Here is a 26,621-nt window from a genome sequence, read left to right as displayed (position 1 = left end):
GAGTCGACGACGCAGGGCGCATGGCGCCCAAGAACTACGACGCCGTCGTCCTTGCGTCCTTCGGCGGCCCCGAGGGGCAGGACGACGTCATCCCGTTCCTGCGCAATGTGACACGCGGCCGGGGCATCCCCGACGAACGGCTTGAGGAAGTCTCCCACCACTACCGTGCCTTCGGAGGCATCAGCCCCATCAACGGCCAGAACCGCGCACTCCGTGCAGCTCTCGAGGCCGAACTCCGGCGCCGCGGCATCGACCTTCCTGTGTACTGGGGCAACCGGAACTGGGCGCCGTTCATCGCGGACACGCTGCAGGAGGCGTACGACGCCGGACACCGCCGCGTCCTTGCCCTGACCACCAGCGCGTACTCGAGCTACTCGAGCTGTCGGCAGTACCGCGAGGACCTCGGGATGGCCCTCGTCGAGACCGGGCTGGAAGGCAAACTCGAGGTCGACAAGGTTCGCCAGTATTTCGACCACCCGGGATTCGTGGAGCCCTTCGTCGAGGGGGTCACCGACGGACTTGCCAGGGTGCGGGCCGGACTGAAGGAGCGAGGTGAGGATGGCGCCCCCGTGCACGTTCTGTTCGCCACCCACTCGATTCCCATCGGTGACGCCGAGGCGTCCGGTCCCCGCAACGTCGAGGGTGGGCCGGTCCATGATGAGGGGGCCTACGTTGCACAGCACCTTGCCACGGCGCAGGCCGTGCTGGACCGTGTGCCCGAGGCCGCGGGCGTCGAGTGGTCGCTCGTCTACCAGTCCCGCTCGGGCGCGCCGCACATCCCCTGGCTCGAGCCCGATATCAGCGATGCACTGCGGGAACGAGCCGGTACTGGGATCAGGGGAGTGGTGATCGTGCCGCTCGGCTTCGTGAGTGACCACATGGAAGTCGTCTGGGATCTTGATACGGAGGCCCTTGAGACCTGTGCCGAGCTCGATATCGTCGCGGACCGCGTGCCTACCCCAGCCACCCATGAGAAATTCGTGGCGGGACTGGTCGACCTCATCTCCGAGCGCACCGTCGAGAACAACATCGGTGAGCGGCCGTCCACCACCGACCTCGGCCCCTGGTACGACGTCTGCCGTCCCAACTGTTGCGCCAACCGGCGGGGCGAAAAACCCACCATTGCGGCGGTCGACGCGACGGTCGGGACTTCGCTTCCGAATCCCGGGTCCTGATGCCGCAGGCAATCCGCGTCGGAACCCGGGGCAGCGCCCTCGCCCTGACCCAGACCACCACCGTTGCCGAGAACATCGCCGGGCTCTCAGGGCGGCCATACGAGCTGGTGCGCGTTCGAACCGAGGGCGACATCCTGAAGGGATCGCTGTCGCAGATCGGCGGCACGGGGGTCTTCGTCGCCGCCCTGCGCGATGCGCTGCTGGAGAGCCGCTGTGAACTGGCGGTGCACTCGCTCAAGGACCTCCCGACGCTCCCGGCGCCCGGACTGACCGTCGCCTCGGTGCCGGCACGGGCCGATGTCCGTGATGCGCTGTGTGCCAGGGACGGTCTCACCCTCGCGACACTTCCCGACGGTGCGACCGTGGGCACCGGGTCGCCGCGCCGCGCCGCGCAGCTGCGATCGGCCCGCCCCGGCTTGAACGTCGTGGATATCCGCGGCAACGTGGATACGCGGCTCGGCCGGGTAACCGGACTCGTGGACGGGGCACCGGGGGACCTCGACGCCGTCGTCCTCGCCGCGGCAGGGCTGCTCCGGCTCGGACGCCAAGCCGCAATCACCGAGTACATCGATCCCGCTGTCATGCTGCCCGCGCCGGGGCAGGGCGCGCTCGCCGTGGAATGCCGGATCGACGACGCCGATACCTCCCTCCGGAAAGCCCTTGAGTCATACGACGACGCGGAGACGCGCCTGGCCGTGACTGCGGAACGCGCCGTCCTGCTCCAGCTCGAGGCGGGCTGCGCCGCCCCCATCGGGGCGTTCGCTTCGGTGGCGGGTGACCGTCTGACCCTGGAGGCGGTGGTATGCAGCCTCGACGGGCGAACGATGATCCGCAGGACGCAGTCCGCCGGTGCCGTCGACAATGTCGGCGCTGCCGAGCTGGGCATGGCGCTCGCTGAGGAACTCCTCGCCGCGGGAGCTGCCGGGATAGCTCCCCTGACGAGCTGACGGAAGCCGCTCTGATGGAGGCTGGTCCCCTTCCGCTTGCAGGGGTGTCCGTGGTGCTCCTGCGCAGCCCCGAGCGGTCTGCCGCCATGGCCCGTGAGGTGCAGCGGCTCGGAGGAGAGCCTCTTGTGATGCCCCTCATCGATTTCGAGCAGGCCCCTGAGTCCGAAGACCTGCGGCGGGCGCTGGTCCGCCTGGCCGAGGGCCGTTACCAGTGGGTCGTGTTTCCGAGCGTCACCGCCGTAGCTTCACTCCAGCTGCATGCAGGCACCGCCGGCCGGGATCTAGCGGGGATGCTCCACTCCGGACCGCGCATCGCGGCGGTGGGCAGCATCACCGGGAAGTACCTGGCGAGCAGCGGCGTGGTGGCCCACCTGGTCCCGGAGGGCAGCCAGTCCGCGCGGGGACTCCTCCTTGAGATGCCGACCGGGCCGGGGTCGATCCTCCTGCCGCAGGCCGACATCGCCGACCCCGCCCTCGCCGAGGGCCTCACCGCCGCGGAATGGTCCGTCGACCGCGTGACGGCGTACCGCACGGTCGACTATCCGGCAGCTGCCACGCGCCGCCTCGTGGTCCCGGTACCCGCCGGTGACGGAAGGATTCCCGGATCGATCAATCCCCGGCAGTTCCGCCGGCTCGCCGCAGGGAAGGCCCCGGTGGTGGCGGTCCTTACTTCCCCGAGCAACGTGTTCCGGTTCCATGCCATGCTGGAGAAGGAGGCACCGATGGGCTCCGGTTCCGCCCCGTTGGTCGTCGCGATCGGACCAAGCACCGCAACTGCCGCGGCAGGCGCAGGGGTTCGCGTCGACGCCGTCGCCTCCCGGCCTACCCCGGAGGGGATCGCCGAGGCCGCCGTCCGCGCCGTCACCGGCAGAAGTACAGCACCGAGGAATGGAGTTTTCCAATGAGTTTCCCCCAGCACCGGCCCCGCCGGTTGAGGTCCACACCCGCCCTCCGGCGGCTGACGGCCGAGCACCGCGTCCGCCCCTCGGAGCTGATCCTGCCCGCCTTCATCCGGGAGGGACTGACCGAGCCCGCGCCCATCAGCTCGATGCCCGGAGTGGTGCAACACAGTACTGACTCCCTCAGGAGAGCTGCCGCGGAAGCCGTGGAGCGGGGCGTCGGCGGAATCATGCTGTTCGGTATCCCCCTGTCCAGGGATGCGACCGGCAGCGCCGGCATCGATCCCGACGGCGTGCTGAACCGGGCCATCGCCGATGTGCGCTCCGAAGTGGGGGACGCGCTCGTCGTGATGAGTGATGTGTGCCTCGACGAGTTCACCGACCACGGCCACTGCGGAGTGCTCGCCGAGGACGGCAGCGTCGACAACGACACCACGCTGGCGCTCTACGCGCAGATGGCCGTCGAACAGGCGAACGCGGGAGCCCACGTGCTGGGCCCGTCGGGCATGATGGACGGGCAGGTCGCCGTGATCCGGCAGGCGCTCGACGACGCCGGCCATCAGGACACCGTAGTGCTCGCCTATGCCGCGAAGTATGCCTCAGCTTTCTACGGACCGTTCCGTGAGGCCGTCGATTCGCAGCTGAAGGGGGACCGCCGGACCTACCAGATGGATGCGGCGAACCGGCGGGAGGCACTGCTCGAGGTGGAACTCGACATCGAGGAGGGCGCCGACCTGGTCATGGTGAAGCCCGCCATGAGCTACCTCGATGTCCTGGCCGACGTCGCGGCGATGTCCCCGGTCCCGGTGGCTGCCTACCAGATCTCGGGGGAGTACGCGATGATCGAGGCCGCCGCGGCGAACGGCTGGATAGACCGCCGCGGGGCGATCGAGGAATCGGTCCTCAGCATCAAACGGGCCGGCGCGCAGATGATTTTGACCTACTGGGCCGCGGAGCTTGCGCTCTGGCTCGACGACAACCACAGCTGAGGACACCATGGCCACTTCCGAAGAACTGTACGAGCGCGCGCGTTCCCTGATGCCAGGCGGGGTGAATTCACCCGTCCGGGCCTTCGGCTCGGTGGGGGGCACCCCGAGATTCCTCGTCGATGCCCGGGGCGCGTATGTGACCGATGCCGACGGAACGACCTACGTGGACCTCGTCGGATCGTGGGGGCCGGCGTTGCTCGGGCACTCGCATCCCGACGTTCTCGCCGCGGTGCACCGCGCCGTCGACCATGGACTGACCTTCGGAGCGTCGACGCCGGCGGAAGCCGACCTCGCCGAGATCGTCAGGAACAGGGTCCCCGCAGTCGAGCTCCTGAGGATGGTGTCAACCGGTACCGAGGCCACCATGACCGCGGTACGGCTGGCCCGCGGCTTCACCAACCGCAACCTGATCATCAAGTTCGCAGGCTGCTACCACGGCCATGTCGACAGCCTTCTGGCAGCCGCCGGCTCCGGCGTCGCGACGCTGGCACTTCCCGGTTCCGCTGGAGTGACCGAGGCGACGACGGCGGAGACCCTCGTGCTGCCGTACAACGATGTCGCAGCGGTTGAGCAGGCCTTCGCCGAGCACGGCCCGCGCATCGCGGCAGTCATCACTGAGGCAGCACCGGCCAACATGGGTGTCGTCACGCCGCAGGAGGGCTTCAACGCCTTCCTCTCCCGCGTGACCACCGAGCATGGTGCCCTCTTCATCGTGGACGAGGTCATGACGGGGTTCCGGACTGCTCCGGGAGGCTACTGGGGCCTGACCGGAGGGGCACCGGATTCTTTGGATCCGTGGACTCCCGACCTCCTCACGTTCGGGAAGGTGATCGGTGGCGGTATTCCCGCCGCGGCTCTCGGCGGCCGCGCGGATGTCATGAACTATCTTGCCCCGATCGGGCCCGTTTACCAGGCCGGCACCCTCTCCGGGAACCCCCTCGCGATGGCGGCCGGCGTTGCGACGCTCACCGCCGCCACCGACGACGTGTATCGCCACGTCGATGCCCGCTCACTCGAGCTTTCCACTGCGCTCTCCGACGAGCTCGGGCGTGCGGGGGTTGACCACTCCATCCAGCGAGCCGGCAGCCTCTTCAGTGTTGCCTTCGGTACCTCCGCCAAGGGTGTGCACAACTACGCGGATGCCCAAGGGCAGGAAACGTATCGCTACGGGCCCTTCTTCCATTCGATGCTGAATTCAGGCGTCTACCTCCCGCCGTCGGTCTTCGAGGCCTGGTTCCTTTCGGCGGCCCACGACGACGCCGCCATGGAAAAGATCTTCGCGGCCCTTCCTGCGGCGGCGACGGCGGCTGCCGAGGCCCAGCCGCTCTGACGCCCTCGCTCCTTGGGTTCGATGAACCTGGTGCGCCCTGCATTCGCACCTGCACCCGTCGCCATCCGTGGCACTGGAGTCAGGCATTGAGAAGTGCCGGCGCGGCGACGGCCACGGTCGGCGGTTGCGCCTTCTCCGGTGATCCCGCCGGAAGAACGGGCCAGGCGCATTCGATCACGGCGGTCGGATCGGTGCGCCTCAGGTACTCCTGGAAGTTTGCGGCCTGTCGTTCAGCCCAGACGAGCTGGGCATCGTGGAGCTCCTCGGCAGGGCGGGCCAGCATCGTGAAGCGGTGCGCGAGAACCGCGGCCACGCGGAGTGTGGCAAGCACATCCGCCGCGGATGTGTGCGCGTTCTCGAATTCGATCCCGTAGTGCGCGCACATCGCGGTGAGCGTCCTCTTGCCCCTGCGGTACCGATCGACTTGCTTGTCCATGATGAACGGGTCGAGGACCGGGCGCGGGTTGGGTGTGGAAACGCCGTGGCGCTCGCCCTCGCGCTCCAGAACGGTGAAATCGTACCGGGCGTTGAAGGCAAGGACGGGAACTCCGTCATCGAACAAGCGTGCCAGGACAGCAGCCACTTCCAGCACCACCTTCGCCGCGGGCTGTCCATGGGTGCGAGCGTGCTCGGTGGACATCCCGTGGATGGCGGCAGCCTCGTCGGGGATGGGCATACCCGGGTCCGCGAGCCACTCGTGGTGCTCCAGCGGCGAGCCCTCGCTATCCACCAGCAGGATCGACGCTGTGACGACGCGGGCTTCCCGGGGGTCCCGTCCCGTGGTCTCGAGATCGAAAGCGGCCCGTGGTAATTCTTGCCAGCTGGTCATGCGCCAAGGCTAGCGCGACCAACCGACCTTTCCGGGCAGGGCGCTGCGATTACGCTGGAGTGCATGAGTAGGGAAACCGCCGGCGCTTTCTCCTGCGATGATGCCGAGCAGCGCGACGTCAGCGACGGCTGTGGGTGCCGCCGCCTCGATTACAGCGACGCCGTCCTCGAGGTCGCGCAGCTGGTGCCGGCAGGCTGTGTCGTGACCTACGGAGATGTCGCGGAGCTCCTTGAAGCAGGCGGGCCGCGCCAGGTAGGAGCAGCAATGAGCCGCGGCGGCGACGACATTCCCTGGTGGCGTGTCCTGCGGGCAGGTGGACTGCCTCCGCGCGGATTCGCGGAGCGTGCCCTGGAACACTACCTGCGTGAAGGGACGCCGCTCCGGTCTCCGGTCGGGTCTCCGTCCCGGAATCCGGAACGGCCGGGCCGGACGTTCAGCGTGGACCTGACCATCGCCCGATGGGTGCCGGGAAAGGTCCAATACGAGTCGGTGGAGGGTGTGCGTGCAAGTTTGAGGGGGTGTCCGATCCCGAACCCCGCCGGTGATCGGACCGGAAATGTCAGTGCGAAGTGATGGGCTTGATTCATGACGACGATCCTTGACGGCGCTGACACGCTGGGCCCGCCGCCCGCCGGTCAGGAGACCCGGGGGCCAGCCGGAGCGGATGTTGCTCCTGCCACTGCTGAGGAAATCGCTGCGCTGTCCGGCCCCGTGCTTGTCCTTGGCGGTCCGGGTACCGGCAAGTCGACGCTCCTGGTCGACGTCGCTGTCCATCGGATCCGCGCCGGCACGATCGAGGCCTCCGAAGTCCTCCTGCTCGCGCCCACCCGGGCGGCGGCGGCGCGCCTTCGGGATGAACTGACGGAAAAACTCGACCGCAGCCTCAGCACCGCACCGGCAAGGACCTGGGCCGCCTATGCCTTCGATCTGATTCGGCGTGCAAAGGCGGAGGGACGGATGCCTGAACTCCGCCGCGCGCCGCGGCTCCTTTCGGGTGCCGAGCAGGACCTGATCATCAAGGAGTTGCTTGCAGGCCATGGCGAGGACGGCGCACCTGTTATCGACTGGCCGCAAAACCTCGCACTTGCCCTTCCCACACGGGGATTCCGACAGGAGATCCGTCAGCTCTTCGACCGCGTCAGCGAATACGGGGCTTCGTCCGGGCAGCTTCACCAGTGGGGCTACCGCTTCGACCGCCCTGACTGGGTTGCCGCTGCAGCGCTCTACGGCGAGTACCGGGACGTCCTGGACCTCCGGATGCCCGAGGCCTTCGACCCTGCCGGAATACTCACTGCAGCCCGTTCCCTGCTGGAACTGGATGAGGAATTCCTGGCGCAGGAACGTGAGCGTGTGAAGCTGGTCCTGGTGGACGACTACCAGGAAGCCAACCCGGCAATCCATGCGCTCCTCGGTCTCCTCGCCGGCGGCAGGGACGCCGTCGTCGCTTCCTGCCCGGATACCGCGGTCCAGGGTTTTCGCGGCGCCAGGCCTGAACTCACCGGGCAACTCGAACAACTGCTGTCATCGGAGACCGGTCTCACCTCGGTCGTGCTTGCTGAATCCCGTACACTGACGCCACCGTTGGCCGAGGCATGGCGCAACGTCGTCTCCCGTATCTCCACCGCCGGAGTATCCTCCGGCTACAGAGCGGTGGCCCCGCGGGCTGAGGATCCACTCGGAGCTCCTCCAACGGCTGCGCCTGCAGTGAAACCTCACGAGAACCGGTCCGGTACCGGCGAACCGTCAATGCCCTCGGCTCCCGTTAGCACCACACCTTCCGTTGCCTCCCACCTTGTCGACTCGGTCTTCCACGAGCAGCGCTACATCGTGCAGCGCATCCTCGAGGCACACCTGTTCGCCGGCCGGACCTTCGACGACATTGCCGTGATCGTCCGGAACGGGGCGCAGGTCGCCACGGTTCAGCGGTTCCTTGCCGCCCAGGGAATTCCGGTCAATGTGCCCGCCTCCGAGACTGCCCTCCGGGACGAACCGGCTGTCCGACCGCTGCTGGACATCTTCTCCGTAGTGGTGGGAGAACGGGGTATCGACCCTGAGCTGTGTGTATCGCTACTGACCTCCCGCATCGGGGGCGCAGGAACTCTCGAGCTCCGCCGGCTCCGCCAGGTCCTTCGCAGGCGGGAGTTGCAGGACGGCGGCGGGCGCACGAGTGATGAGTTGCTGGTGGACCTGCTGACCTCGCCCCTCGCAATCGAGGGACTCGGCAGTGAGGCCGGTCCTGCGCGCCGCATCGAGAGGATGATCCGGGCCGGGAAGGACGCCCTCACCGCACCTTCCGCCGATCCGGAAACCGTACTGTGGGAGCTTTGGTCCGCCAGCGGTCTTTCCGACAAGTGGTCTACTGCGGCCCTGAGCGAAGGCCAGGGCTCGGTGCGGGCCGACCGCGACCTCGATGCCATGCTGGCCCTCTTCCAGACCGCTGAACGGTTCGTCGACCAGATGCCCGGTGCCGCACCGGGACTGTTCCTCGAATATCTGCTGAGCCAGGAACTCCCCATGGATACACTTGCGGCACGGGCGCGACGGCACGCGTCGGTCTCGGTACTCACCCCGGCCAGTGCCGCGGGACGCCACTGGCCATTCGTGATCGTTGCCGGACTCCAGGAGGGCATCTGGCCGAACCTGCGCCTGCGCGGTGAACTCCTCGGCTCGGGTGAGCTCCAGGCGCTCCTTGACCACGGAGCATCGTTCCGGCAGCATCGCCAACCGCTCAGCCTTCTCCAGGACATACGGTTCGATGAGCTGAGAACGTTTTCGACGGCTATATCCCGAGCAACCGAAGAGCTCATCTGCTGTGCCGTGTCCTCGCAGGACGATCAGCCGTCGCAGTTCCTCGACCTCGTTGACCCATTGCCCCCGGGCACGACCGAACGGCCGAGAACGGAAGTGCTGCGGCCGCTCACGCTTCGCGCGCTCGTCGCCGAACTGAGGAAATTCGCCCAGGACCCGGGCGACCCGGCTTTGGCGACCGAAGCAGTGGCGCATCTGGGGCGGATGGCGGCCAGGTCGCCGGAAATACCGGGGGCTGACCCCGCGCAGTGGTGGGGCCTGCTGAACCTCAGCACCACGCAGCCCATTCTGCCCGCCGACGCACCGGTTCCGGTGTCCCCCTCGAAAGTCGACTCAGTACTGACGTCCCCGCTGAGCTGGTTCGTCTCGGCGGCCGGCGGTGAGAGAACCACCGACTTCGCCCGCTCACTCGGAACCCTCGTCCACTCGATAGCACAGGACATGCCCGAAGCGACCGGCAACGAGTATGTAGCCGAACTCGAACGGCGATGGCCAACGCTCGGCATGAAGGACACCTGGGAAGGGAAAGCGGACCTCCGCAGGGCGGAGGGTATGGTCAGGAAACTCGCCGCGTACGTCATATCAATGCGGCAATCGGGCCGCAGGCTGCTGGCAACCGAGGTCGACTTCGAACTGAATCTTCCGTTCGAGGAAGAAGGCCGTCAGCGGACTGCGCGCCTGCGAGGACAGGTCGACAGGCTCGAAGAGGATGCGAAAGGACGGCCCGTCATCGTCGACCTCAAGACGGGCAAGTCCGCGCCCGCAAAGAAGGAAATCGAGGGTCATCCGCAGCTCGCCTCCTACCAGGTTGCCGTCAACGAGGGAGGACTCTCGGACCGGGCAATGGCCCGGGAATCGGGAGGCGCGGCCCTCGTTCATCTGGGAACGAGGAACAAGGAGGCATCCGTCCAGGAGCAGCACCCTCTAAATCCGTCCGAGGATTGGGCGCGCACTATGATCCAGGAAGCCGCGCGCCTGATGTCGGCCGCGTCCTTCGAAACGGTGCACGACCCCCGGCGCTCGGGGTTCGGAGGAAGCGGTTGCCGCCTTCCCGAAGTGTGCCCCCTCTGCGCAGAAGGCCGCCAGGTGACCCAGTGACGATTCCGCCGCCACCAGAAACCACCGCTGAGCGGGACTCGAAGCAGGCTGTCCGCCGCTATTCGGCACGCGACCTTGCGGAGTTGCTTCATTCCGACCCGAACTCGCCTGTGCAATACCCCACTGATGACCAGGTGCTGGTCATCGAGGCGCCGCTGCAGCCGCAACTGGTTGTTGCCGGCGCAGGTTCGGGCAAGACCAAGACCATGGCCGACCGCGTAGTGTGGCTCGTTGCCAATTCCCTGGTGCAGCCCGAGCAGATCCTGGGTGTCACGTTCACGCGCAAGGCCGCGGGGGAGCTCGGAACCCGCATCCGCCAGCGTTTGGTGGCACTTCACCGGGCACTGGGGCAGGAAACAGGCGGCACAGGTACTGGCGGACTGGGCGACCTGGATCCGGCCGTGTCCACCTACCACTCGTTCGCCAACTCGATCGTGCAGGACTACGGCCTGAGGATCGGCGTCGAACGCGATTCCGTTCTGCTCGGAACCGCCCAGGCCTGGCAACTCGCCCACTCCGTCGTGGAAGCGTACCAGGGTGAGTGGTCCCACTTCACCGCTGCTAAATCCACGCTCGTCAAGGGCGTTCTGGACATGGCCGGCGAATGCGCGGAGCATCTGGTGGCGCCGTTCCAGGTGCGCGCCGCGCTGCGCCACCAGATCGACGCTGTACAACGATGGGAGTGTATCGCCGGGACTCCCCGCAAACCGGCGCAGGGCGTCGAGGCACTCCTCAACAAGCTGCGTACCCGCGTGAGTGTCACCGAGCTGGTCGAGCAGTACGCGCAGGCGAAGTTGACGCGCCGCCAACTCGATTTCGGTGACCTCGTTGCCCTGGCGGCGCGTATCGCCGAGGAAATTCCCGAAGCTGTCGCACTCGAACGGGAGAAGTACAAAGTTGTCCTGTTGGATGAGTTCCAGGACACGTCGCACGCACAGATGGTCCTGTTTTCCAGGCTGTTCGCCGACGGCCGGGCAGTAACGGCAGTCGGAGATCCCCACCAGTCGATCTACGGCTTCCGCGGTGCCTCGGCGGGTCAGCTCGGTACCTTCCGGACAGCTTTTCCGACCGCTGTTCCAAGCGGTGGCTGGGCGCCCGCTCCTGTGGCCAACCTGTCGGTCGCATGGCGGAACGCGACGGCAATCCTTGCTGCGGCGAACACGATTTCCTCACCGCTCGGGGTACCCGCCCCCTGGTTGCGGACCACCCGATCCCTTTCGGTACCGGACCTCGAGCCGAAGCCGGGGGCTCCGGTAGGGGAAGTCATCCTCGGGCGCTTCCTCTCGGACGCGCGCGTCACTCGGGGCGGGGTCAAGGAGCCCCTGTTCGCCGGCGGCCCGGACGACAGGACTCCCGAACCGAGTGAAGCCGAAGCTCTCGCGGCGCAGATCGTCCACCACTCGCGGCGGACCTTCGAACGGGACGAACAGGGAACGCGGCTCCGCCCGACGCTCGCGGTTCTTTGCCGGAGCCGGAAACAGTTCGAACCCATCCGCAGCGAGCTGGAGCGCCAGGGAATCCCTGTGCAGATCGTAGGTCTCGGCGGGTTGCTCCGGATGCCGGAGATCGTCGAGATGTTGGCGGTGCTCCGGGTCCTCGGTGACCCTGACCGTTCCGATTCCATGCTTCGGCTGCTCTCCGGTGCCCGATGGCGTATCGGTCCGGCGGATCTCATGGGTCTGGCCGACTGGTCGCGACAGCTGGCCCGGTCCCGCGAGGCAGGAGGACGCTCGAAGGCCGGCGCGGAAACCGAAGCGCCTGTCGCTGGAACGGGGTCGGAAACGGTCGTCCAGTATGACCTTGCGGAGGCCGGAAGCCTCGTCGAGGCGGTCGACCACCTCCCGCCGTCGGGTTGGGTATCGGCCTCGGGCCGCGAACTCGGCGTCGAAGGACGCACGCGGCTCGGGGTGTTGAAAAATGAGCTCCGCAACCTGAGGCATTTCGTCGGAGATGACCTAGGAACCATCGTCGGAGAGGTGGAGCGGACCATCCTGCTGGACATCGAAGTGGCGGCGAAGCCGGAAATGGGGATCCACGACGCGCGCCGGAACCTCGACGCATTCTCGGAAGCGGTCGCCGCTTTCACTGCCTCGGCTGAGCGCGTGGACCTTCCCGCTTTCCTGGCATGGCTCGAAGCCGCCGACGCCGAGGAGGACGGTCTTCCCGTAACACAGCTGGAGGCCAGCAGGGAAGCCGTCCAACTTCTGACAGTTCACGCGTCCAAGGGTCTTGAATGGGACGTCGTGATGGTTCCGGGGCTGAACGGAGGCGCTTTCCCCAGCGGCACGGATTCGCGGTGGAGTTCAGGTGACTCCGCTATACCCTGGGGCCTTCGTGGTGACGCGGCGGAGCTTCCGCACTGGGACTGGGAGCAGCCGGACCAAAAGGGATGGCTGGAGAGCGAGAAGGATTTTGCGGGTGAGGCCAAGGCACACACGGAACGTGAGGAGAGGCGTCTCGCCTATGTTGCCTTCACCCGCGCCAAACATGTTCTGGTGTGTACCTCGTCCGCCTGGGGCGGGGGCAGGACCAACGCATCCCCTCCGTCCGGCTACATCCTTGACCTGTTGGAACTTGCAGGAGAGTCCCAGCCCGGCTTTTCGCTGATCCGGTGGCTCGCCGAGGAGGACGAGGGAACCAGCAACCCCGCCAATGCGGTGCCGCAAAGGGCGCTCTGGCCCTTCGATCCGCTCGGGCTCCGAAGGCCGGCCCTTGAATCGGCAGCGGCGGCGGTCACGAAAATCGCCGAGGATTCCGGCTCCGGCGCGGGGCACGCTCCACTCACCGAAGGACGGTGGGTGCGGGAGGTCGATCTCGCACTCGCCCGCCAGTCCGAGGACCTTCGTCCGCTTCCGGTGAAGCTGCCCGCCCACATCTCTGCCTCGACTCTTGTGGAACTCGTCGAGGATCCGGCGGCGGTAATGACGCAACTTCGTCGGCCCGTACCGCGCAAGCCAGGTTCCGCAGCGCGAAAAGGGACGGCCTTCCATGCCTGGATCGAGGAATTCTACGGAACCAGCGGCATGCTCGATCTCGGCGAATACCCTGGTGCCGCGGATGAGCACATTGATCAGGCGCTGGGTCTTTCCGACATGGCGGAGATCTTCAAGCGCTCCGAATGGTCAGCCAGGACGCCGGCCGGAATCGAGGTGCCCATCGAAACAAGGGTAGGCGGGGTAGTGGTGCGCGGCCGCATCGACGCGGTCTTCCGGGACGCCGACGGAGGCTGGGACCTGATCGACTGGAAAACCGGGCGTCCACCGAGCGGGACACAGCGCGGCACGAAGGCGGTGCAGCTCGCGCTGTACAGGCTGGCGTGGTCACGGTTGAACGAGGTGCCGCTGGAGCAGGTTCGTGCTGCCTTTTTCTACATTGCGGACAACAAGCTGGTGCGCCCGCACGACCTTGCCGACGAGGAAGACCTGGAAAGGATCGTGGCCTCGGTTGAGGAGCCTAGCGGCGGGAGGAAATGATGGGCAAAGCCGAGGTCTCGACGTCGTTCCTATCCATCGAAACCGCGGAACCATTGTCCGGCCAAAGCCGCGTCACCTTGGCGGGCGCCGCGCCCGCGTAATGATTCAGCCGAGTACGCCCGTACGGGTCGCTCTCGGAATGTGCCTCGTTGTGGAACTGGCCCGGCCGGTTCCCAGGGTACGCGGAACTACCGTTAGCCGGAGAATATTGAGGCCTGCCTGCGGGCTCAACAGCGGACGTGACCGGTGCCGCCGAATCTTCGGGTTCGGAGCGGTCTTCGGGTCCCTCGGCCGTGACCGGTGCCCGGTCCTCGGGTTCGGAGCAGTCCTGGGGTCCCTCGGCCGTAACCGGTGCCGCCGGGTCGTCGTCGTGCCCGTGCTGGGTGTCGAGGTCGTCGTCGTGCCCGTGCTGGCTTATGTCGTCGTCGTCGTCGTCGTGCCCGTGCCCGGTGTCGAGGTCGTCGTGGGAGACGTTCGATCCGTCCGCATGCGCGGCGTCCGCTTCGGACTGCTCGAAGCCGATGGAATGAAGGCTCGTCGACGCAGTGCGACCGGAAAAGGGCGCTGCCAGCTCGGTGGCTTCCACATCGGCCTGCAGGGTTGCCAGCATTTCTTCAGCCTCCAACACCATGGAGGGGTCCTCGAGCGAGATTCCGCGCACCAGCCACTGTGCCAGTGCGAACTCCGCGGCCAGCGACGCCCTGCGTTCGATGTGCGGATCGACCGGCACTTCGGAAGCTGAGGCATAGGCCGCATAGACACCGTCGACAAAGGAGTGGTCCGTCGCGGCGGCAAGCCATGCGAAGTCGTCCGCCGGGTCGCCGATGCGAAGGTCGGTCCAACCGGTAACCGCCGCTACCCTGCCTGCCGAGATCAGGAGGTGGTCCTCGTGCAGGTCACCGTGGACCACAGACGGGCTGAACCGCCACAGGGCCACATCTTCGAGGGCATGCTCCCAACGGCGCAGCAGAACCGCAGGAATGCGGCCCGTGGTGGCCGCCTGATCCAGTTCATTGAGCTTGCGCTGCCGAAATTCGTTGGCTCCGTAGCTCGGCAGGTCGGCATCTTCGACGAGCAGGTGGGGGAGCTGATGGATCGCTGCGATGGTCTTCCCGAGCTCTGCTGCCATTCCAGCCCCGGCGGACGTCAGGGCATCCAAGGTCCTGGTGTTGCCTTCGAGATGTGAGTAGACGAAAGTGCTGATGTTTCCCTGCCGCACGCTGCCCGCGATGTGCGGTATCAGGAACGGCAGTTCCGCCTTGACTGCAGGAGTGAACGCCCGAAGTGCCTTCAGCTCGGTTTCCAGCCTCATGCTTGCTTCCACGTGTTTGGGTGAACGGACGCGCCATTGCTTCCCGGAGTCGTCGACCAGGAGCGCCGAGTCGAAGTCCGCGATGTCGTCCGGAGCGCCCGCTACTCCTGTCGGGGCAAGCCCCGGCACAGCGGCGCTGGCGATTGCAGCGAGTTCCATGGGGGTCCGTTTCACAAGTTCAACGGTAGGGGCTTGCGGAGGTTCAGGAGTAATCGGTATGCGGCGAGTCGTGAGATGGGTAGCACTCTTCCTCCACGGAGGCTCGTTCGAAATGTCTTTTGGGGGTGCGAGAAAGTACCTTTGAGTTATGACTGAACCCCTCCGAACCCTGGTTCTCCCACCGCTGGGGTCGTTACCGCTGTCGCGGTCCGAGACCGACCGGGACGGAGTCTTCCGGCTAGCTCCCGACCTGTTCGACACGCTGTGGGCGTCCCCGGAAACGTTGGTCCTGATGCTGGCCGGGGGGCTAGCTCCCGTCACGGGCACCAGGCTGAAGCTTTTCCCGGCGGGCGATATCCCGCAACCGGCCCATCCCGTCTACCTCGGGCGGGTACTCCCGGGGGCCGTCGATGCAGGAAAGCAGGTAGTCCTCGTCGTCCTTGACGAACCCGACTTCGATCTTGCTGCAGAAGGAGAATGGGTCGGCCTGCGCGAGGTCGCGGCCTCGCTCGACCCCCGCGACGCAGGCCTTTTCGTCGCTGGTGCCGCAGTTGCCAACTGGCACGCTACCCACACCCACTGCCCGCGCTGCGGAAGCCCCACCATTCCGGTCGACGGCGGATGGGTGCGGCGATGCCCGCGGGACGGCTCCCAGCACTTTCCGCGCACCGACCCGGCAATCATCGTCTCCGTGGTGGATGAGGATGACAGGCTGCTGCTCGGATCAGCAGTCACCTGGCCGGAAAACCGATTCTCGACCCTCGCCGGTTTCGTCGAGCCCGGAGAATCACTCGAAGCTGCAGTGGTGCGGGAGATTGCCGAAGAGTCGGGTATCGAAGTCCACTCACCCCAGTACCTCGGTTCGCAGCCCTGGCCCTTCCCCGCCTCCATCATGCTCGGTTTCACGGCGGTGGCGTCGGGAACCGAATTGGTGCCCGATGGCGTCGAAATCAAGACTGTTCGGTGGTTCACCCGCCGCGAACTTTTCGAGGCAGTGCGTGACGGTGACATCACCATTGCAGGGAGCGTGTCCATAGCGCGAGCGCTGATCGAACGCTGGTACGGGGGGCCCCTCGACGAGGAACCCGCCGAGGTACGCCCGTAGTGTCCGAACAGCCTTTCGAAGAACGAATTCTCGACGGCCTGGACAACGAGCAGCGGAGCGTCGCGAGCTCGCTCTCCGGACCATTGTGCGTGCTGGCCGGGGCCGGAACCGGAAAGACGCGGGCCATCACGCACCGCATCGCCTACGGCGTGCACACCGGTGTGTACAAACCCCAGCAGGTGCTTGCTGTAACCTTCACCGCGCGGGCTGCGGCGGAAATGCGGACACGCCTCCGCGACCTCGGCGCCGGAGGAGTGCAGGCCCGGACCTTCCACGCCGCCGCGCTGCGGCAACTCCAGTATTTCTGGCCCTCCGCCGTCGGCGGTCCGATGCCGGCGCTCGTGGACCACAAGGCGCAACTCATCGCGGAGTCCGCGAGGCGCCTCAGGCTATCGACGGACCGGGCAGCGATCCGTGATGTCGCAGCAGAGATCGAGTGGGCGAAGGTGTCGATGCTGACGCCGGAAAACTACACTGCGGCAGCAGCCGGCCGGGCCGGGCCCGCCGGGATGGACCTGACTACTGTGGCCCGGATCTTCACTGCCTATGAGGACCTGAAAATCGACCGCAACCTGATTGATTTCGAGGACGTGCTGCTCACGACCGTGGGCATCCTCCAGGAGGACGAGAAGGTTGCCGCCACCGTGCGGAGCCAGTACAGGCACTTCGTCGTGGACGAGTACCAGGACGTTTCCCCGTTGCAGCAGAGACTGCTTGACCTGTGGCTGGGCGAGCGCCGTGAACTGTGCGTGGTCGGTGACGCCAGCCAGACCATCTATTCCTTCACAGGGGCAACCTCGCGCCACCTCCTTGAGTTCACCAAACGGTACGAGGGCGCCCAGGTCGTGAAGCTGGTCCGCGATTACCGTTCCACGCCGCAGGTGGTGCGGATCGCCAATGCTTTGCTCGCCGCCCGTAACTCGGAAGCGGACAAGCGGGCCGTCGACACGTTCTGGTCCAAGCCGCTGGAACTGATCGCTCAGCGGGCTGCCGGGCCGGAGCCCGTGTTCACCGAGTGCAGCGACGACGAAGCGGAGGCCGCCGAGGTGGCCCGCCGGATCGGTCAGCTCCGGGAATCCGGGGTGCCGGCCAGCGAGATTGCCATCCTGTACAGGACCAACGGTCAGTCCGAGGCTTATGAGCAGGCGCTGGCCAGTGCCGGCATCGGGTACCAACTGCGGGGAGGTGAGCGCTTCTTCGCCCGACGTGAGGTCCGTGACGCCCTGCTCCAGCTGCGTGCCGCCGCCAGGGCCCAGGGCGACGACGACGTTCCCCAGCAGGTGAGGGACGTCCTCGCGTCCCTCGGCTACACCTCCACCGCGCCGCAGAACTCCGGAGCCGTCCGCGAGAAGTGGGAGTCCCTCGCAGCCCTTGTGGGCCTCGCTGACGAGATCAGCGCTGCGCGGGGAGCCGACGGTTTCACCCTCCAAAGTTTCGTCGCCGAGCTCGAAGAACGGGCAGCGGCCCAGCATGCACCCACGGTCCAGGGCGTCACCCTTGCCTCGCTCCACTCCGCGAAGGGCCTTGAGTGGGACGCCGTGTTCCTTGTGGGCCTCAGCGAAGGACTCATGCCCATTTCCTTTGCCGATACGCAGGAGGGCATCGACGAAGAACGCCGGCTGCTGTACGTCGGGATCACAAGAGCGCGTGCCCACCTCTTCCTGTCGTGGTCGACCTCCCGTTCCCCTGGGGGACGCGCCAGCAGGAAGCCCTCACGTTTCCTGGACGTCCTTCGTCCTGCGGGATCCGGTGCCCAGGCTTTCCGCCAGCCCAAGGTACGGCAACCGAGGAAAGCCGCGGCGCCTGCGCTATGCCGGGTGTGCCGCCGTCCACTCAGTACCGGCTCGGAGCGGAAGATGGGCCGGTGCGGAGAGTGTCCGGCAACGTACGAGGAACACACGTTCGAGGCACTGCGCAGCTGGCGCCTTGAAGAGGCAAGGGAGAAGGACGTCCCGGCCTTCGTCGTGTTCACTGACGCAACCCTCATCGCTATCGCTGAGGCCCGGCCCCAAACTCTCGACGAACTGGGAGACCTTGCCGGGGTCGGCTCCGCCAAGCTCGAAAGGTACGGCGAGTCGGTCCTCAGTATCATCGGGGACAGTTGACATGACGATCGACGGAACACAGGACCTGGTTGCCGTCACCGAAGGAACGGGTCCGGGGATGCATTCTGCAGCGGCAGGGCGCGCCGTCGTCGTCCGCCGTTCAACCCGGCGGAAGCGCACCGTCAGCGCCGACCTTCGGGACGGGAGCATCATCGTGTCGATCCCCGCCCATTTTTCGCGGCTCCAGGAGGACGAGTGGGTCGCGCGGATGGTGCGGCGCATGGGGGAGAAGTACCCGCCCCGGCCTTCACCCGGCTCCGATGCTCCGCCCGAGGAGCTCCTCGCTCGGGCACGGGACCTCGCCGGGAAGTTCCTCGGAGGCAGGGGGATACCTGACACGATTGGCTGGGTAACAAACCAGAATTCACGATGGGCGTCGGCAACCCCTGCCCGGAAATCGATCCGGCTGTCCACGAAACTGCAGGGCATGCCGGTCTGGGTGGTGGATTACGTAATTCTCCACGAGATGGCCCATCTGATTGAACCGTCCCACAACGCTCGGTTCTGGAACCTTCTCACGGCCTACCCACGCACTGAGACCGCGAAGGCGTTCCTCTCCGGGGTGTCATTCGCGCTAGGACGCGGACTCGACGGAGAATGACCCCTCGGTCAAGTAACTCCTGGCCGGGGAAGCCGCCGTCGGCTTCCCCGGATCCGCTAGGAGGGATTCTCCGGCTTGCCGTCGCCGCTGCCTGCCGCGCCGTCGTCGTCGCCTTCATCACTGTCAGCATCTCCGATTGACCCGGACGCCGGAGTGCCGGGTGCACCTGCCGCCGGCGCATCGAAGCCGCCCGAAAGCAGCCTCTCGAGCGCGGCATCGACGTCAGCCTCCGATGACTCGACCAGTCTGCGCCGCTGGGAAAAGCCCGCGGGGTCATCGAGATCTTCGGCAGTCGGCAGGAGATCAGGGTGCTCCCAGATCGCGTCACGGCCCTGGATGCCCCGTTCTTCGAACAAGCGCGACCATAGCGAGGCAGCGTCACGGAGCCGGCGCGGCCGGAGCTCGAGTCCCACAAGGGATGCGAAAGCGTGTTCAGCAGGTCCGCCTGTCGCCCGGCGTCGCCTCACCATCTCGCGCAGGGCGGACGACGACGGCAGGTTGGCCGTGGCCGCAGCCGTCAGCTCATCGACCCACCCCTCGACGAGGGCCAGCACGGTTTCGAGGCGCTCGAGCGCCGCGTCCTGCTCCGGCGTGCGTTCCGGCATGAAGACGCCCTGGGACAGAGCGGACTGCATGCTCTCCGGGTTCGTCGGATCGATGTCCCGGGCGGCCTCCTCGATCTTGGACATATCGATGTGGATGCCGCGCGCGTAGCGCTCGATCGCCCCCAGGAGATGTCCGGACAGCCAGGGCACCTGCGTGAAAAGACGCGCGTGCGCTGCCTCGCGGACGGCCAGGAACAGCAGGACCTCCTGTTCGGGGACATCGAGGCCCTTGCCGAAAGCCGCAACGTTCGAGGGCAGCAACGCCATGTGTTCGTCGGACAGCGGGACACCGATGTCGGTGGATCCTACGACGTCCTTGGACAGGGCGCCCACCGCCTGGCCCAGTTGCATCCCGAACATGGCGCCACCGATGTTCTGCAGCATGGAGGAGGGTCCGCCCATCATGCCCATCATCGACTTCATTTCCTCGGGAAGCTGTTCGCTGATGGTCTCCGACAGTGCTTTCGCGATGCTCGTCGCCACCGGTTCCGTGAGGCGGCGCCAAGTGCCCATGGTCGCCTCAACCCATTCAGCGCGGGACCACGCGCGGCCGAGCTGTCCGGTACTAGGAAAATCCGTGACCGGATCCAGCCACATCTCGGCCAGTCTCAGCGCCTCGTCGACGCCGCGGCGCTGCGCGGTCGAGACCGTTGGGTCGCCGTCGGTCGCAGCAACGCGCCGGGCGTGGTCGTGGGCGAGCTGCCAGTTGACCGGCCCCTCGCTGGGCGTGGAGAACATCGCCTGGACCTGCTGCATCATCATCATCATCGCCTGCGGGTCGGAGGGGAGGCCCGCGGCCCGCGCAATCTCCTGCGGGTCGAAGCCCTGTGCGTCCCCACCCATCATTCGCGCGATCATCTCGGAGAGCGGGTCCTTTGGCGCGTCGTCGTCGCTGGAGGGATTGGAAGGGTTGGTCACTGATACCACCGGTCCTGGGATAGCGTGTGTTGCCCGCGCAACCCGGCGAAGAATCAGCCGGCGCGGTTGTTCGCCCCACGGTACCGGGCGTTCCGTGGCGTTGTCCCGGAAAGGGGGTACCCGTTCGCTGTCGGCAAAGAGCTCCGCCCGAGAAAGGCGGCCGACCGCGGGCAGGGACAGCGGCAGCAGTGCGCATGCGCTGGAAGCAACGCTTAGGCTGATAATGGAAGGCTCATAGTTGAAGCATGTCGTGTCGGCGGTTACTGCTGTTCAGGGCCGGTCCGAGGAGAAGGAAGAACCACCATTGACACACCCACCGCAGTTCAACATGCCCGACGCCGCCGGGGGGCGGCCGAGGGACCCCCGTTTTTCGGCGATGGTGGTGTCCGGAGCGCTGGCAGTGGTGCTCGGTGGCATCGCCCTCCTGGTTCCCGCGCCCTACGTCGTCGAATCACCGGGCCCCACGTTCAACACGATCGGTGAGGTCGATGACCAGCCCCTGATTGAAGTGTCCGGCGCGCAGAGCTATCCGGCGGAGGGCGAGTTGAGCCTGACAACGGTCTTCGTCCAGGGCGGACCGAATGGGCAGGTGAGCATTTTCGATGCGTTGGGCGGTTGGGTCGACCCGGACCGCGATGTCCTTCCGGAGGAAGTCGTCTACCCGCCGGGCACCACGCAGTCCGAGCTCCGCGAGCAGAATTCGGTCGCGATGACGTCGTCGCAGGAATCCGCTATCGCAGCGGCTCTCGCACAGCTCGACATCGGTTTCGACGAGTCCCTGACGGTGGCAGGCCTGGCTCCGGACTCGGCCTCGGCGGACATCCTGCAGGAGGGAGACATCCTCGAAACCATCGACGGCACCGACGTGGTCAACATCGGCACTGTCCGCACTGCGCTCAACGACGCCGCAGGGGATCCTGTCACGCTCACGGTGCAGCGGGACGGAGCGCCAGCGCAGGAGACGGTGGCGCCGAAGCAGTCCGAGGAAGGTGACTACCAGCTGGGCGTGCTCCTCAACTCCACGTTCCAGTTCCCCTTCAATGTCACCATCCAGCTCGATAACGTCGGGGGGCCGTCCGCGGGGATGATGTTCGCACTCGGCATCGTCGACACCCTGACCGATGGCAGCCTCACCGGGGGGCGTTCCTTCGCCGGTACCGGGACCATCGACTCCGCTGGAAATGTCGGTCCCATCGGCGGTATCGCCCAGAAGCTGGTCGGTGCGCGCTCGGACGGTGCAGAAGTCTTCCTCGCTCCCGCGGAGAACTGCAACGAGGTGATCGAGAACATCCCGGACGGACTGGCGGTGGTGAGTATCGAGACGCTCGACGACGCCGTCGAGGCGGTCGAGGTACTGGGGAACGGCGGAGACGCGGCATCCCTGCCGTCGTGCAGCTGAACACCAAAGGACACGGTTCGATTAAGGTCGGCGGCGATTTCCATTCGCGGGGAACTGGATTGGGCGGCCCATGCGTGGACAGGGCAGAATGAAAACACGAAGACGGTGGCTGCACGCTGTTTCAGGTCCGCTCCTACCGGGCTCACTGATGGTGGTCCAGTCAAGGTCGTCGTGATCCGCAGCAGCCAACGATGAGGTAGATGTGACATCCGGACCAGACCGGCCATTCGGCAGCAGGCCGAGCCCAGCAAGTTCCACCACCCGACGACGCAGTCCGCTGATCCCCACGATCATCGTGGTCGCTGTCATCGTAATCGCCTTCGTCTACCTTTCGCAGGTGTACGCCGATGTCCTCTGGTATGACCAGCTGGGCTTCCTCGAAGTGTTCATCACGGAGAACCTCTCGCGCATCGCGCTCTTCCTGGCGGCGTTCCTGGTCATGGCAAGCGCTGTGTACTTCAGCCTCCGGATCGCCTACCGCAGCCGGCCCATCTACGCTCCTGACAGCGCGATCCAGGACAACCTCAACCGGTACCAGGCTCAGCTCGAGCCGATTCGACGGCTCCTCATGCTCGGCATACCGCTGGTGCTCGGAGCGTTTGCCGGCACCGCGGCGTCCTCCCAGTGGCAGCAGGTCCTGCTCTTCATCAACCAGGAACCGTTCGGCAGGGAAGATCCGGAGTTCGGGATCGACTACGCGTTCTACATGTTCTCGCTGCCGTTCTTCGGTTTCGTCACGGGATTCCTGCTCAGCGTCGTCATCATCAGCGCCATCGCGTCGACCCTGACCCACTACCTCTACGGCGGCATCCGTTTGGAGGAAAAGGGCGTATTCACCACCAAGGCTGCCCGGGTCCAGATCGCCGTCGTCGCCGCCCTGTTCCTCCTTCTGCAGGGCGTGAATTACTGGCTTGACCGCTATGCCACCCTGCAAAACCAGGGAAAGTGGGCGGGCGCGCTCTACACCGACGTCAATGCGGTCATTCCCACCAAGGCGATCCTCGCCGTGGCCGCCGTCATCGTTGCCGTCCTGTTCATCGTCTCGGTCATTCTGGGCAGGTGGCGGCTGCCGGTGATCGGTACCGCGATGCTCATCATCACCGCTTTGCTCGCCGGCGGGGTGTACCCGTGGGTTGTCCAGCGCTTCCAGGTGGTTCCCTCGGAGCTGACCCTCGAAAGCGAATATATCGACCGCAATATCGCCCTGACCCGCGAGGCCTACGGCCTCGACGAGGTTGAGGTGTCGGCGTACAACCCCACGGATGTGCCGCAGGCCGGAGCACTGGGCGACGACGGGGAGACGACGGCGAATATCCGCCTTCTCGATCCGAACCTCGTGTCGGATGCGTTCAGTCAGCTGCAGCAGTTCCGGCAGTACTACCAGTTCCCCGAGACCCTCAACGTCGACCGGTACGAGATCGACGGCGAGATCCAGGACACCGTCATTGCGGTCCGGGAACTCAACACCAGCGGCGTCCCGGCCGGTTGGGTCAATGAACACGTCTTCTATACGCACGGCTACGGCGTCGTCGCTGCGGCCGGGTCCACCGTGCAGCCGGACGGGCGGCCGGAATTCCTGCAGTCGGGAATTCCCTCCACGGGCGTGCTGGGCGACGAATCGACCTACGAGCCACGCATCTACTTCGGCGAGGAATCCCCGCTGTACTCGGTGGTGGGAGCCCCCGAAGGGACAGCTCCCAGTGAGATCGACCGGCCCCAGAGCGAGGAATCCGACAACGAGTCACGCAGCACCTTCGAGGGGAACGGCGGACCGATGGTCGGCAATGCCTTCAACCGGTTGGTCTACGCCCTCAAGTTCCAGTCCACCGATCTCCTGCTCTCCGACCAGGTCAACAGCGAGTCGCAGATCCTTTACGACCGCGATCCCGTGGAGCGCGTGGAGAAGGTCGCTCCCTACCTCACCCTGGACGGCAACAGCTATCCGGCGATCGTGGACGGCCGTGTGAAGTGGATCATCGACGGCTACACGACCAGCGCCGACTTCCCCTACTCGACGCAGCAGGAGCTGGAATCGGCCACGGAGGATTCACAGACGGCAGAGGGATTTTCCACGGCGCTTCCGGCGGAGCGGGTCAACTACATCCGCAACGCGGTCAAGGCCACGGTCGACGCCTATGACGGCTCTGTCGAGCTGTATGCGTGGGATGACCAGGATCCCATTCTGAAGGCCTGGCAGAACGTCTACCCGTCCTCCATCACGCCCTACAGCGAGATGTCAGCGGACCTCATGGCCCATATCCGTTACCCGGAGGACCTGTTCAAGGTCCAGCGCGAACTCCTGGCCCGGTACCACGTCACCGAGACCGAGCCCTTCTACAGCAACAACGAGGCCTGGAGCGTCCCCGGCGATCCGACCCTGGGCTCCGAATCGACCGTCCGGCAGCCGCCGTTCTACCTGACGCTGCAGATGCCTGACCAGGACGCCGCGGCGTTCTCCCTGACGACGCCCTTCATCCCGTTCGTTCCGGTCGGCCAGGAGCCACGAAACGTCCTCTACGGGTTCCTTGCGGCCAATGGCGATGCCGGCACAGGCGAGGACGGCGTCAAGAGTGAGGACTACGGCAGGCTCACCCTGCTCGATTCCTCGGGCCAGGATTCCACCGTGGGCCCCGGGCAGGCACAGAACCTGTTCAACTCCGATACCACGGTGTCGCAGGACCTCAATCTCCTGCGACAGGGCGCGTCGGAGGTCATCAACGGCAACCTGCTGACCCTGCCGATCGGTGGCGGAATCGCGTACGTCCAGCCGGTCTACGTGCAGTCCTCGGGAAGCTCATCCTTCCCGGTCCTGCGGAGGGTGCTGGTGAGCTTCGGGGATAACGTCGGTTTCGCACCGACGCTCGATGAGGCCCTCGATCAGGTGTTCGGGGGAGACTCCGGGGCGATCACGGGCGACAGCGAGAATGTCGGCGAGACTCCCGATGATCCGGCAGCGCCGCCCGCCGAGGGCGACGGCGGCACAGAGGTCGAGGGCGACGCCGGCGTGCCGCCTGTGGCTCCCGGAGGCACCACCGACGATCCGTCCGCTGACCTGAGGTCGGCACTCAATGATGCGAGCGCCGCGATCCAGGAAGGCAACGCAGCCCTGGCCGAGGGCGACTTCGCCGCTTACGGCGACGCCCAGGACAGGTTGAACGAGGCACTCCAGCGGGCGCTTGCAGCTGAGGAGCGGGTCTCAGCAGGCGCCGGCGGCTGAGGAACCGCCCCGATTTGCTAGTTTGCCCCGCGGCCGGTAACGTTAGTTATACGCCGCGGGGTGGAGCAGTTCGGTAGCTCGCTGGGCTCATAACCCAGAGGTCACAGGTTCAAATCCTGTCCCCGCAACGGAGATAAAGTCTGGCCGACAGAAATGTCGGCCAGACTTTTTTTGTTGCCTGATTCGGGCGGGAACGGGGTCAGGTCCCGCGCAGTGCCTGGTACGCCGCGAGTGCCCGCTCCCGGCTTTCTTTCAGGTCGACGACCGGGGCCGGGTAACCCTCCGAGCGACCTTTCCATGGTTCGTGGATGTTCTCGGCGTCGGCGAGCTCCGGTACGTAGCGCAGCAGGTACTTCCCCTCAGGGTCGAATTTCCTGCTTTGGGTCACTGGATTGAAGACACGGAAGTACGGGCTCGCATCGGCGCCTGATCCAGCAATCCACTGCCAGTTCGCTGCGTTGCTGGCGGTATCGGCATCAACGAGGCGGTCCCAGAACCATTGCTCGCCTACCCTCCAGTCAACCAGAAGGTTCTTGATCAGGAAGGAGCCTGTGACCATGCGGACGCGATTGTGCATCCATCCCGTCTCCTCCATCTGCCGCATGCCGGCATCCACGAGCGGATAACCGGTCCGGCCCTTCTGCCACGCCTGCAGCTCCGATCCGGTTGAGCTTTCCCAGGCGAAGGCGTCGAACTCGGGGCGGTAGTTCTTCGTCGCCAGTTCGGGGTTGAAATACAGGAGCTGCCAGCAGAACTCCCGCCACCCGAGCTCCGAACCGAACACCCGGATATCCTCGCTGACGGCAGCATCCCGGCGCTCCCGGGCCGCATGCCAGACCTGGAAGGGACTGATCTCCCCGAAGCGCAGGTGCGGGGAGAGCCTGCTCGTGCCTTCCGTGGCAGGGAGGTCCCGGTTAGTCCGGTAGCCCTCGACCCGGGTGTCCAGGAAATCACCGAGCCGCTGGTGGGCGCCGTCCTCTCCGGGGGTCCAGGTGTCCCGCAGGCCCTGTGCCCAGTCGGGCGTCGTCGGCAGAAGCGCCCAGTACTCGAGCTCGTCCGAAATCGGGGGAGGGCCGCCCCGAAGCGAAAGGGGAGCTTCCAGCGGGGCTCTCGGGGACTGCCGATCCATGCAGGCCCGCCAGAAGGGGGTGAACACCCGGTAGGGCTCTCCGGATCCGGAGGTCACGGCCCAGGGCTCAAAAAGCAGGTTCGCCTGGAAGCTGTTGGCCCTGGTCCCGTGCTTACCGCACCAGACCTTGATGCCGGCGTCGACGTTGCGCTCGGCCAACCCGTAGCGGCGGTTCCATAGCAGGGTGTCGGCCCCGGTTTCTTCGAGCAGCGCGGGTATCACCGACGCTGCAGCACCGCGCCGCAGTGTCAGGTGCACGCCGAGTTCGGCGAGGTCCCTGCCCAGCGAGGCGAGCGAGTGGTGAAGCCACCAGCGGGACGCGCCGCCGAGCGGTCGGATGCCGGGGCTCTCCTCGTCCAGGAGGTAACACACGACGACGTCGTCCCCGCTCTGTGCCGCCTCGGAGAGGGCGGGGTTGTCGGAAAGGCGAAGGTCATCGCGAAGCCACACCACAGTTCCAGCCATGCGACCAACTTACCCGTCTGAGGGGCACGTTGACGCGGCAATTGAACGCACTACGCCG

General features: G+C 66.2%; 17 protein-coding genes and 1 tRNA gene. 14 read left to right on the top strand and 4 right to left on the bottom strand.

Features of this window, described 5'->3' with window-relative positions; genetic code table 11:
• Positions 1–20: 20 nt before the first annotated feature.
• The 5 genes from IWX65_RS00350 to hemL are packed head-to-tail and all read left to right on the top strand — an operon-like array spanning position 21 to position 5,340.
• Positions 21–1,175: a ferrochelatase gene (locus tag IWX65_RS00350; protein WP_196880759.1), complete on the top strand. Its 1,155-nt coding sequence runs from the start codon at positions 21–23 to the stop codon at positions 1,173–1,175.
• Positions 1,175–2,122, top strand: a complete 948-nt coding sequence (hemC, locus tag IWX65_RS00345; protein WP_196880505.1) for a hydroxymethylbilane synthase — start codon at positions 1,175–1,177, stop codon at positions 2,120–2,122. Before IWX65_RS00350 ends, hemC begins: the two co-directional genes overlap by 1 nt.
• A gap of 14 nt (positions 2,123–2,136) precedes the next feature.
• Complete coding sequence (locus IWX65_RS00340; protein WP_196880504.1) at positions 2,137–3,027, top strand: uroporphyrinogen-III synthase; 891 nt, start codon at positions 2,137–2,139, stop codon at positions 3,025–3,027.
• On the top strand, positions 3,024–4,010 hold the full coding sequence (gene hemB, locus IWX65_RS00335; protein WP_196880503.1) for a porphobilinogen synthase: 987 nt from the start codon (positions 3,024–3,026) through the stop codon (positions 4,008–4,010). Before IWX65_RS00340 ends, hemB begins: the two co-directional genes overlap by 4 nt.
• A 7-nt stretch (positions 4,011–4,017) precedes the next feature.
• On the top strand, positions 4,018–5,340 hold the full coding sequence (gene hemL / locus IWX65_RS00330; RefSeq protein WP_196880502.1) for a glutamate-1-semialdehyde 2,1-aminomutase: 1,323 nt from the start codon (positions 4,018–4,020) through the stop codon (positions 5,338–5,340).
• Positions 5,341–5,419: 79 nt separating this feature from the next.
• Here the strand turns inward: hemL and IWX65_RS00325 are convergent, their stop codons facing one another.
• Positions 5,420–6,169: a 3'-5' exonuclease gene (locus IWX65_RS00325; RefSeq protein WP_196880501.1), complete on the bottom strand. Its 750-nt coding sequence runs from the start codon at positions 6,167–6,169 to the stop codon at positions 5,420–5,422.
• 63 nt (positions 6,170–6,232) lie between these two features.
• Here IWX65_RS00325 and IWX65_RS00320 point away from each other — a divergent pair, with 63 nt between their 5' ends.
• From IWX65_RS00320 to IWX65_RS00310, 3 genes are read left to right on the top strand one after another with little or no spacing between them, the layout of a single operon-like run.
• Positions 6,233–6,742 (top strand): MGMT family protein, encoded by a 510-nt coding sequence (locus IWX65_RS00320; protein ID WP_196880500.1) that lies wholly within the window; start codon positions 6,233–6,235, stop codon positions 6,740–6,742.
• Between the two features lie 12 nt (positions 6,743–6,754).
• A complete protein-coding gene (locus tag IWX65_RS00315) occupies positions 6,755–10,075 on the top strand; it encodes an ATP-dependent helicase (protein WP_196880499.1) in 3,321 nt (1,106 codons plus the stop codon).
• Positions 10,072–13,548, top strand: a complete 3,477-nt coding sequence (locus IWX65_RS00310; protein ID WP_196880498.1) for a UvrD-helicase domain-containing protein — start codon at positions 10,072–10,074, stop codon at positions 13,546–13,548. The genes IWX65_RS00315 and IWX65_RS00310 overlap by 4 nt, the downstream gene beginning before the upstream one ends.
• Here IWX65_RS00310 and IWX65_RS00305 read toward each other — a convergent pair.
• The gene (locus IWX65_RS00305) at positions 13,529–15,019 is read right to left on the bottom strand and encodes a phosphotransferase (protein ID WP_334683558.1); all 1,491 of its coding nucleotides are present in this window, start codon (positions 15,017–15,019) and stop codon (positions 13,529–13,531) included. The two genes, IWX65_RS00310 and IWX65_RS00305, sit on opposite strands and share 20 nt — an antisense overlap.
• Before the next feature lie 148 nt (positions 15,020–15,167).
• Between IWX65_RS00305 and nudC the strand changes: the two genes are divergently transcribed.
• The 3 genes from nudC to IWX65_RS00290 are packed head-to-tail and all read left to right on the top strand — an operon-like array spanning position 15,168 to position 18,830.
• A complete protein-coding gene (gene nudC, locus IWX65_RS00300; RefSeq protein WP_196880496.1) occupies positions 15,168–16,124 on the top strand; it encodes an NAD(+) diphosphatase in 957 nt (318 codons plus the stop codon).
• A complete protein-coding gene (locus IWX65_RS00295; RefSeq protein ID WP_196880495.1) occupies positions 16,124–18,229 on the top strand; it encodes an ATP-dependent DNA helicase UvrD2 in 2,106 nt (701 codons plus the stop codon). Before nudC ends, IWX65_RS00295 begins: the two co-directional genes overlap by 1 nt.
• 1 nt (position 18,230) lies before the next feature.
• Positions 18,231–18,830, top strand: a complete 600-nt coding sequence (locus IWX65_RS00290; RefSeq protein WP_334683557.1) for a M48 family metallopeptidase — start codon at positions 18,231–18,233, stop codon at positions 18,828–18,830.
• A gap of 56 nt (positions 18,831–18,886) precedes the next feature.
• Here IWX65_RS00290 and IWX65_RS00285 read toward each other — a convergent pair whose 3' ends face one another.
• Positions 18,887–20,293: a zinc-dependent metalloprotease gene (locus IWX65_RS00285; RefSeq protein WP_196880757.1), complete on the bottom strand. Its 1,407-nt coding sequence runs from the start codon at positions 20,291–20,293 to the stop codon at positions 18,887–18,889.
• A gap of 298 nt (positions 20,294–20,591) precedes the next feature.
• Here IWX65_RS00285 and IWX65_RS00280 point away from each other — a divergent pair, with 298 nt between their 5' ends.
• The 3 genes from IWX65_RS00280 (at position 20,592) to IWX65_RS00270 (ending at position 25,097) form a co-directional block, all read left to right on the top strand.
• Positions 20,592–21,752, top strand: a complete 1,161-nt coding sequence (locus IWX65_RS00280) for a YlbL family protein (protein ID WP_334683556.1) — start codon at positions 20,592–20,594, stop codon at positions 21,750–21,752.
• Positions 21,753–21,954: 202 nt separating this feature from the next.
• Positions 21,955–24,969 (top strand): UPF0182 family membrane protein, encoded by a 3,015-nt coding sequence (locus IWX65_RS00275; RefSeq protein WP_442859146.1) that lies wholly within the window; start codon positions 21,955–21,957, stop codon positions 24,967–24,969.
• A 54-nt stretch (positions 24,970–25,023) separates the two neighbouring features.
• A tRNA-Met gene (locus IWX65_RS00270) sits at positions 25,024–25,097 on the top strand.
• A gap of 71 nt (positions 25,098–25,168) precedes the next feature.
• On the opposite strand, the gene IWX65_RS00265 is transcribed toward IWX65_RS00270, so the two are convergent.
• Positions 25,169–26,563: a cryptochrome/photolyase family protein gene (locus IWX65_RS00265; protein WP_196880494.1), complete on the bottom strand. Its 1,395-nt coding sequence runs from the start codon at positions 26,561–26,563 to the stop codon at positions 25,169–25,171.
• Positions 26,564–26,621: the final 58 nt, after the last annotated feature.

Source organism: Arthrobacter sp. CAN_A214 (genome assembly GCF_015751955.1).
Taxonomy (GTDB): domain Bacteria; phylum Actinomycetota; class Actinomycetes; order Actinomycetales; family Micrococcaceae; genus Arthrobacter_D.
Note: the sequence above shows the minus strand (reverse complement) of the source record. Positions and strands in the feature narration are given on the sequence as shown.

What these genes read in the sequence shown, in the direction of transcription:
- IWX65_RS00305 (WP_334683558.1), bottom strand. Translation starts at nt 15,019, where the DNA reads ATGGAACTCGCTGCAATCGCCAGCGCCGCTGTGCCGGGGCTTGCCCCG.
- hemC (WP_196880505.1), top strand. Translation starts at nt 1,175, where the DNA reads ATGCCGCAGGCAATCCGCGTCGGAACCCGGGGCAGCGCCCTCGCCCTG.
- IWX65_RS00325 (WP_196880501.1), bottom strand. Translation starts at nt 6,169, where the DNA reads ATGACCAGCTGGCAAGAATTACCACGGGCCGCTTTCGATCTCGAGACC.
- IWX65_RS00265 (WP_196880494.1), bottom strand. Translation starts at nt 26,563, where the DNA reads ATGGCTGGAACTGTGGTGTGGCTTCGCGATGACCTTCGCCTTTCCGAC.
- IWX65_RS00350 (WP_196880759.1), top strand. Translation starts at nt 21, where the DNA reads ATGGCGCCCAAGAACTACGACGCCGTCGTCCTTGCGTCCTTCGGCGGC.
- IWX65_RS00290 (WP_334683557.1), top strand. Translation starts at nt 18,231, where the DNA reads ATGACGATCGACGGAACACAGGACCTGGTTGCCGTCACCGAAGGAACG.
- nudC (WP_196880496.1), top strand. Translation starts at nt 15,168, where the DNA reads ATGACTGAACCCCTCCGAACCCTGGTTCTCCCACCGCTGGGGTCGTTA.
- IWX65_RS00315 (WP_196880499.1), top strand. Translation starts at nt 6,755, where the DNA reads ATGACGACGATCCTTGACGGCGCTGACACGCTGGGCCCGCCGCCCGCC.
- hemB (WP_196880503.1), top strand. Translation starts at nt 3,024, where the DNA reads ATGAGTTTCCCCCAGCACCGGCCCCGCCGGTTGAGGTCCACACCCGCC.
- IWX65_RS00340 (WP_196880504.1), top strand. Translation starts at nt 2,137, where the DNA reads ATGGAGGCTGGTCCCCTTCCGCTTGCAGGGGTGTCCGTGGTGCTCCTG.
- IWX65_RS00320 (WP_196880500.1), top strand. Translation starts at nt 6,233, where the DNA reads ATGAGTAGGGAAACCGCCGGCGCTTTCTCCTGCGATGATGCCGAGCAG.
- hemL (WP_196880502.1), top strand. Translation starts at nt 4,018, where the DNA reads ATGGCCACTTCCGAAGAACTGTACGAGCGCGCGCGTTCCCTGATGCCA.
- IWX65_RS00285 (WP_196880757.1), bottom strand. Translation starts at nt 20,293, where the DNA reads ATGATCGCGCGAATGATGGGTGGGGACGCACAGGGCTTCGACCCGCAG.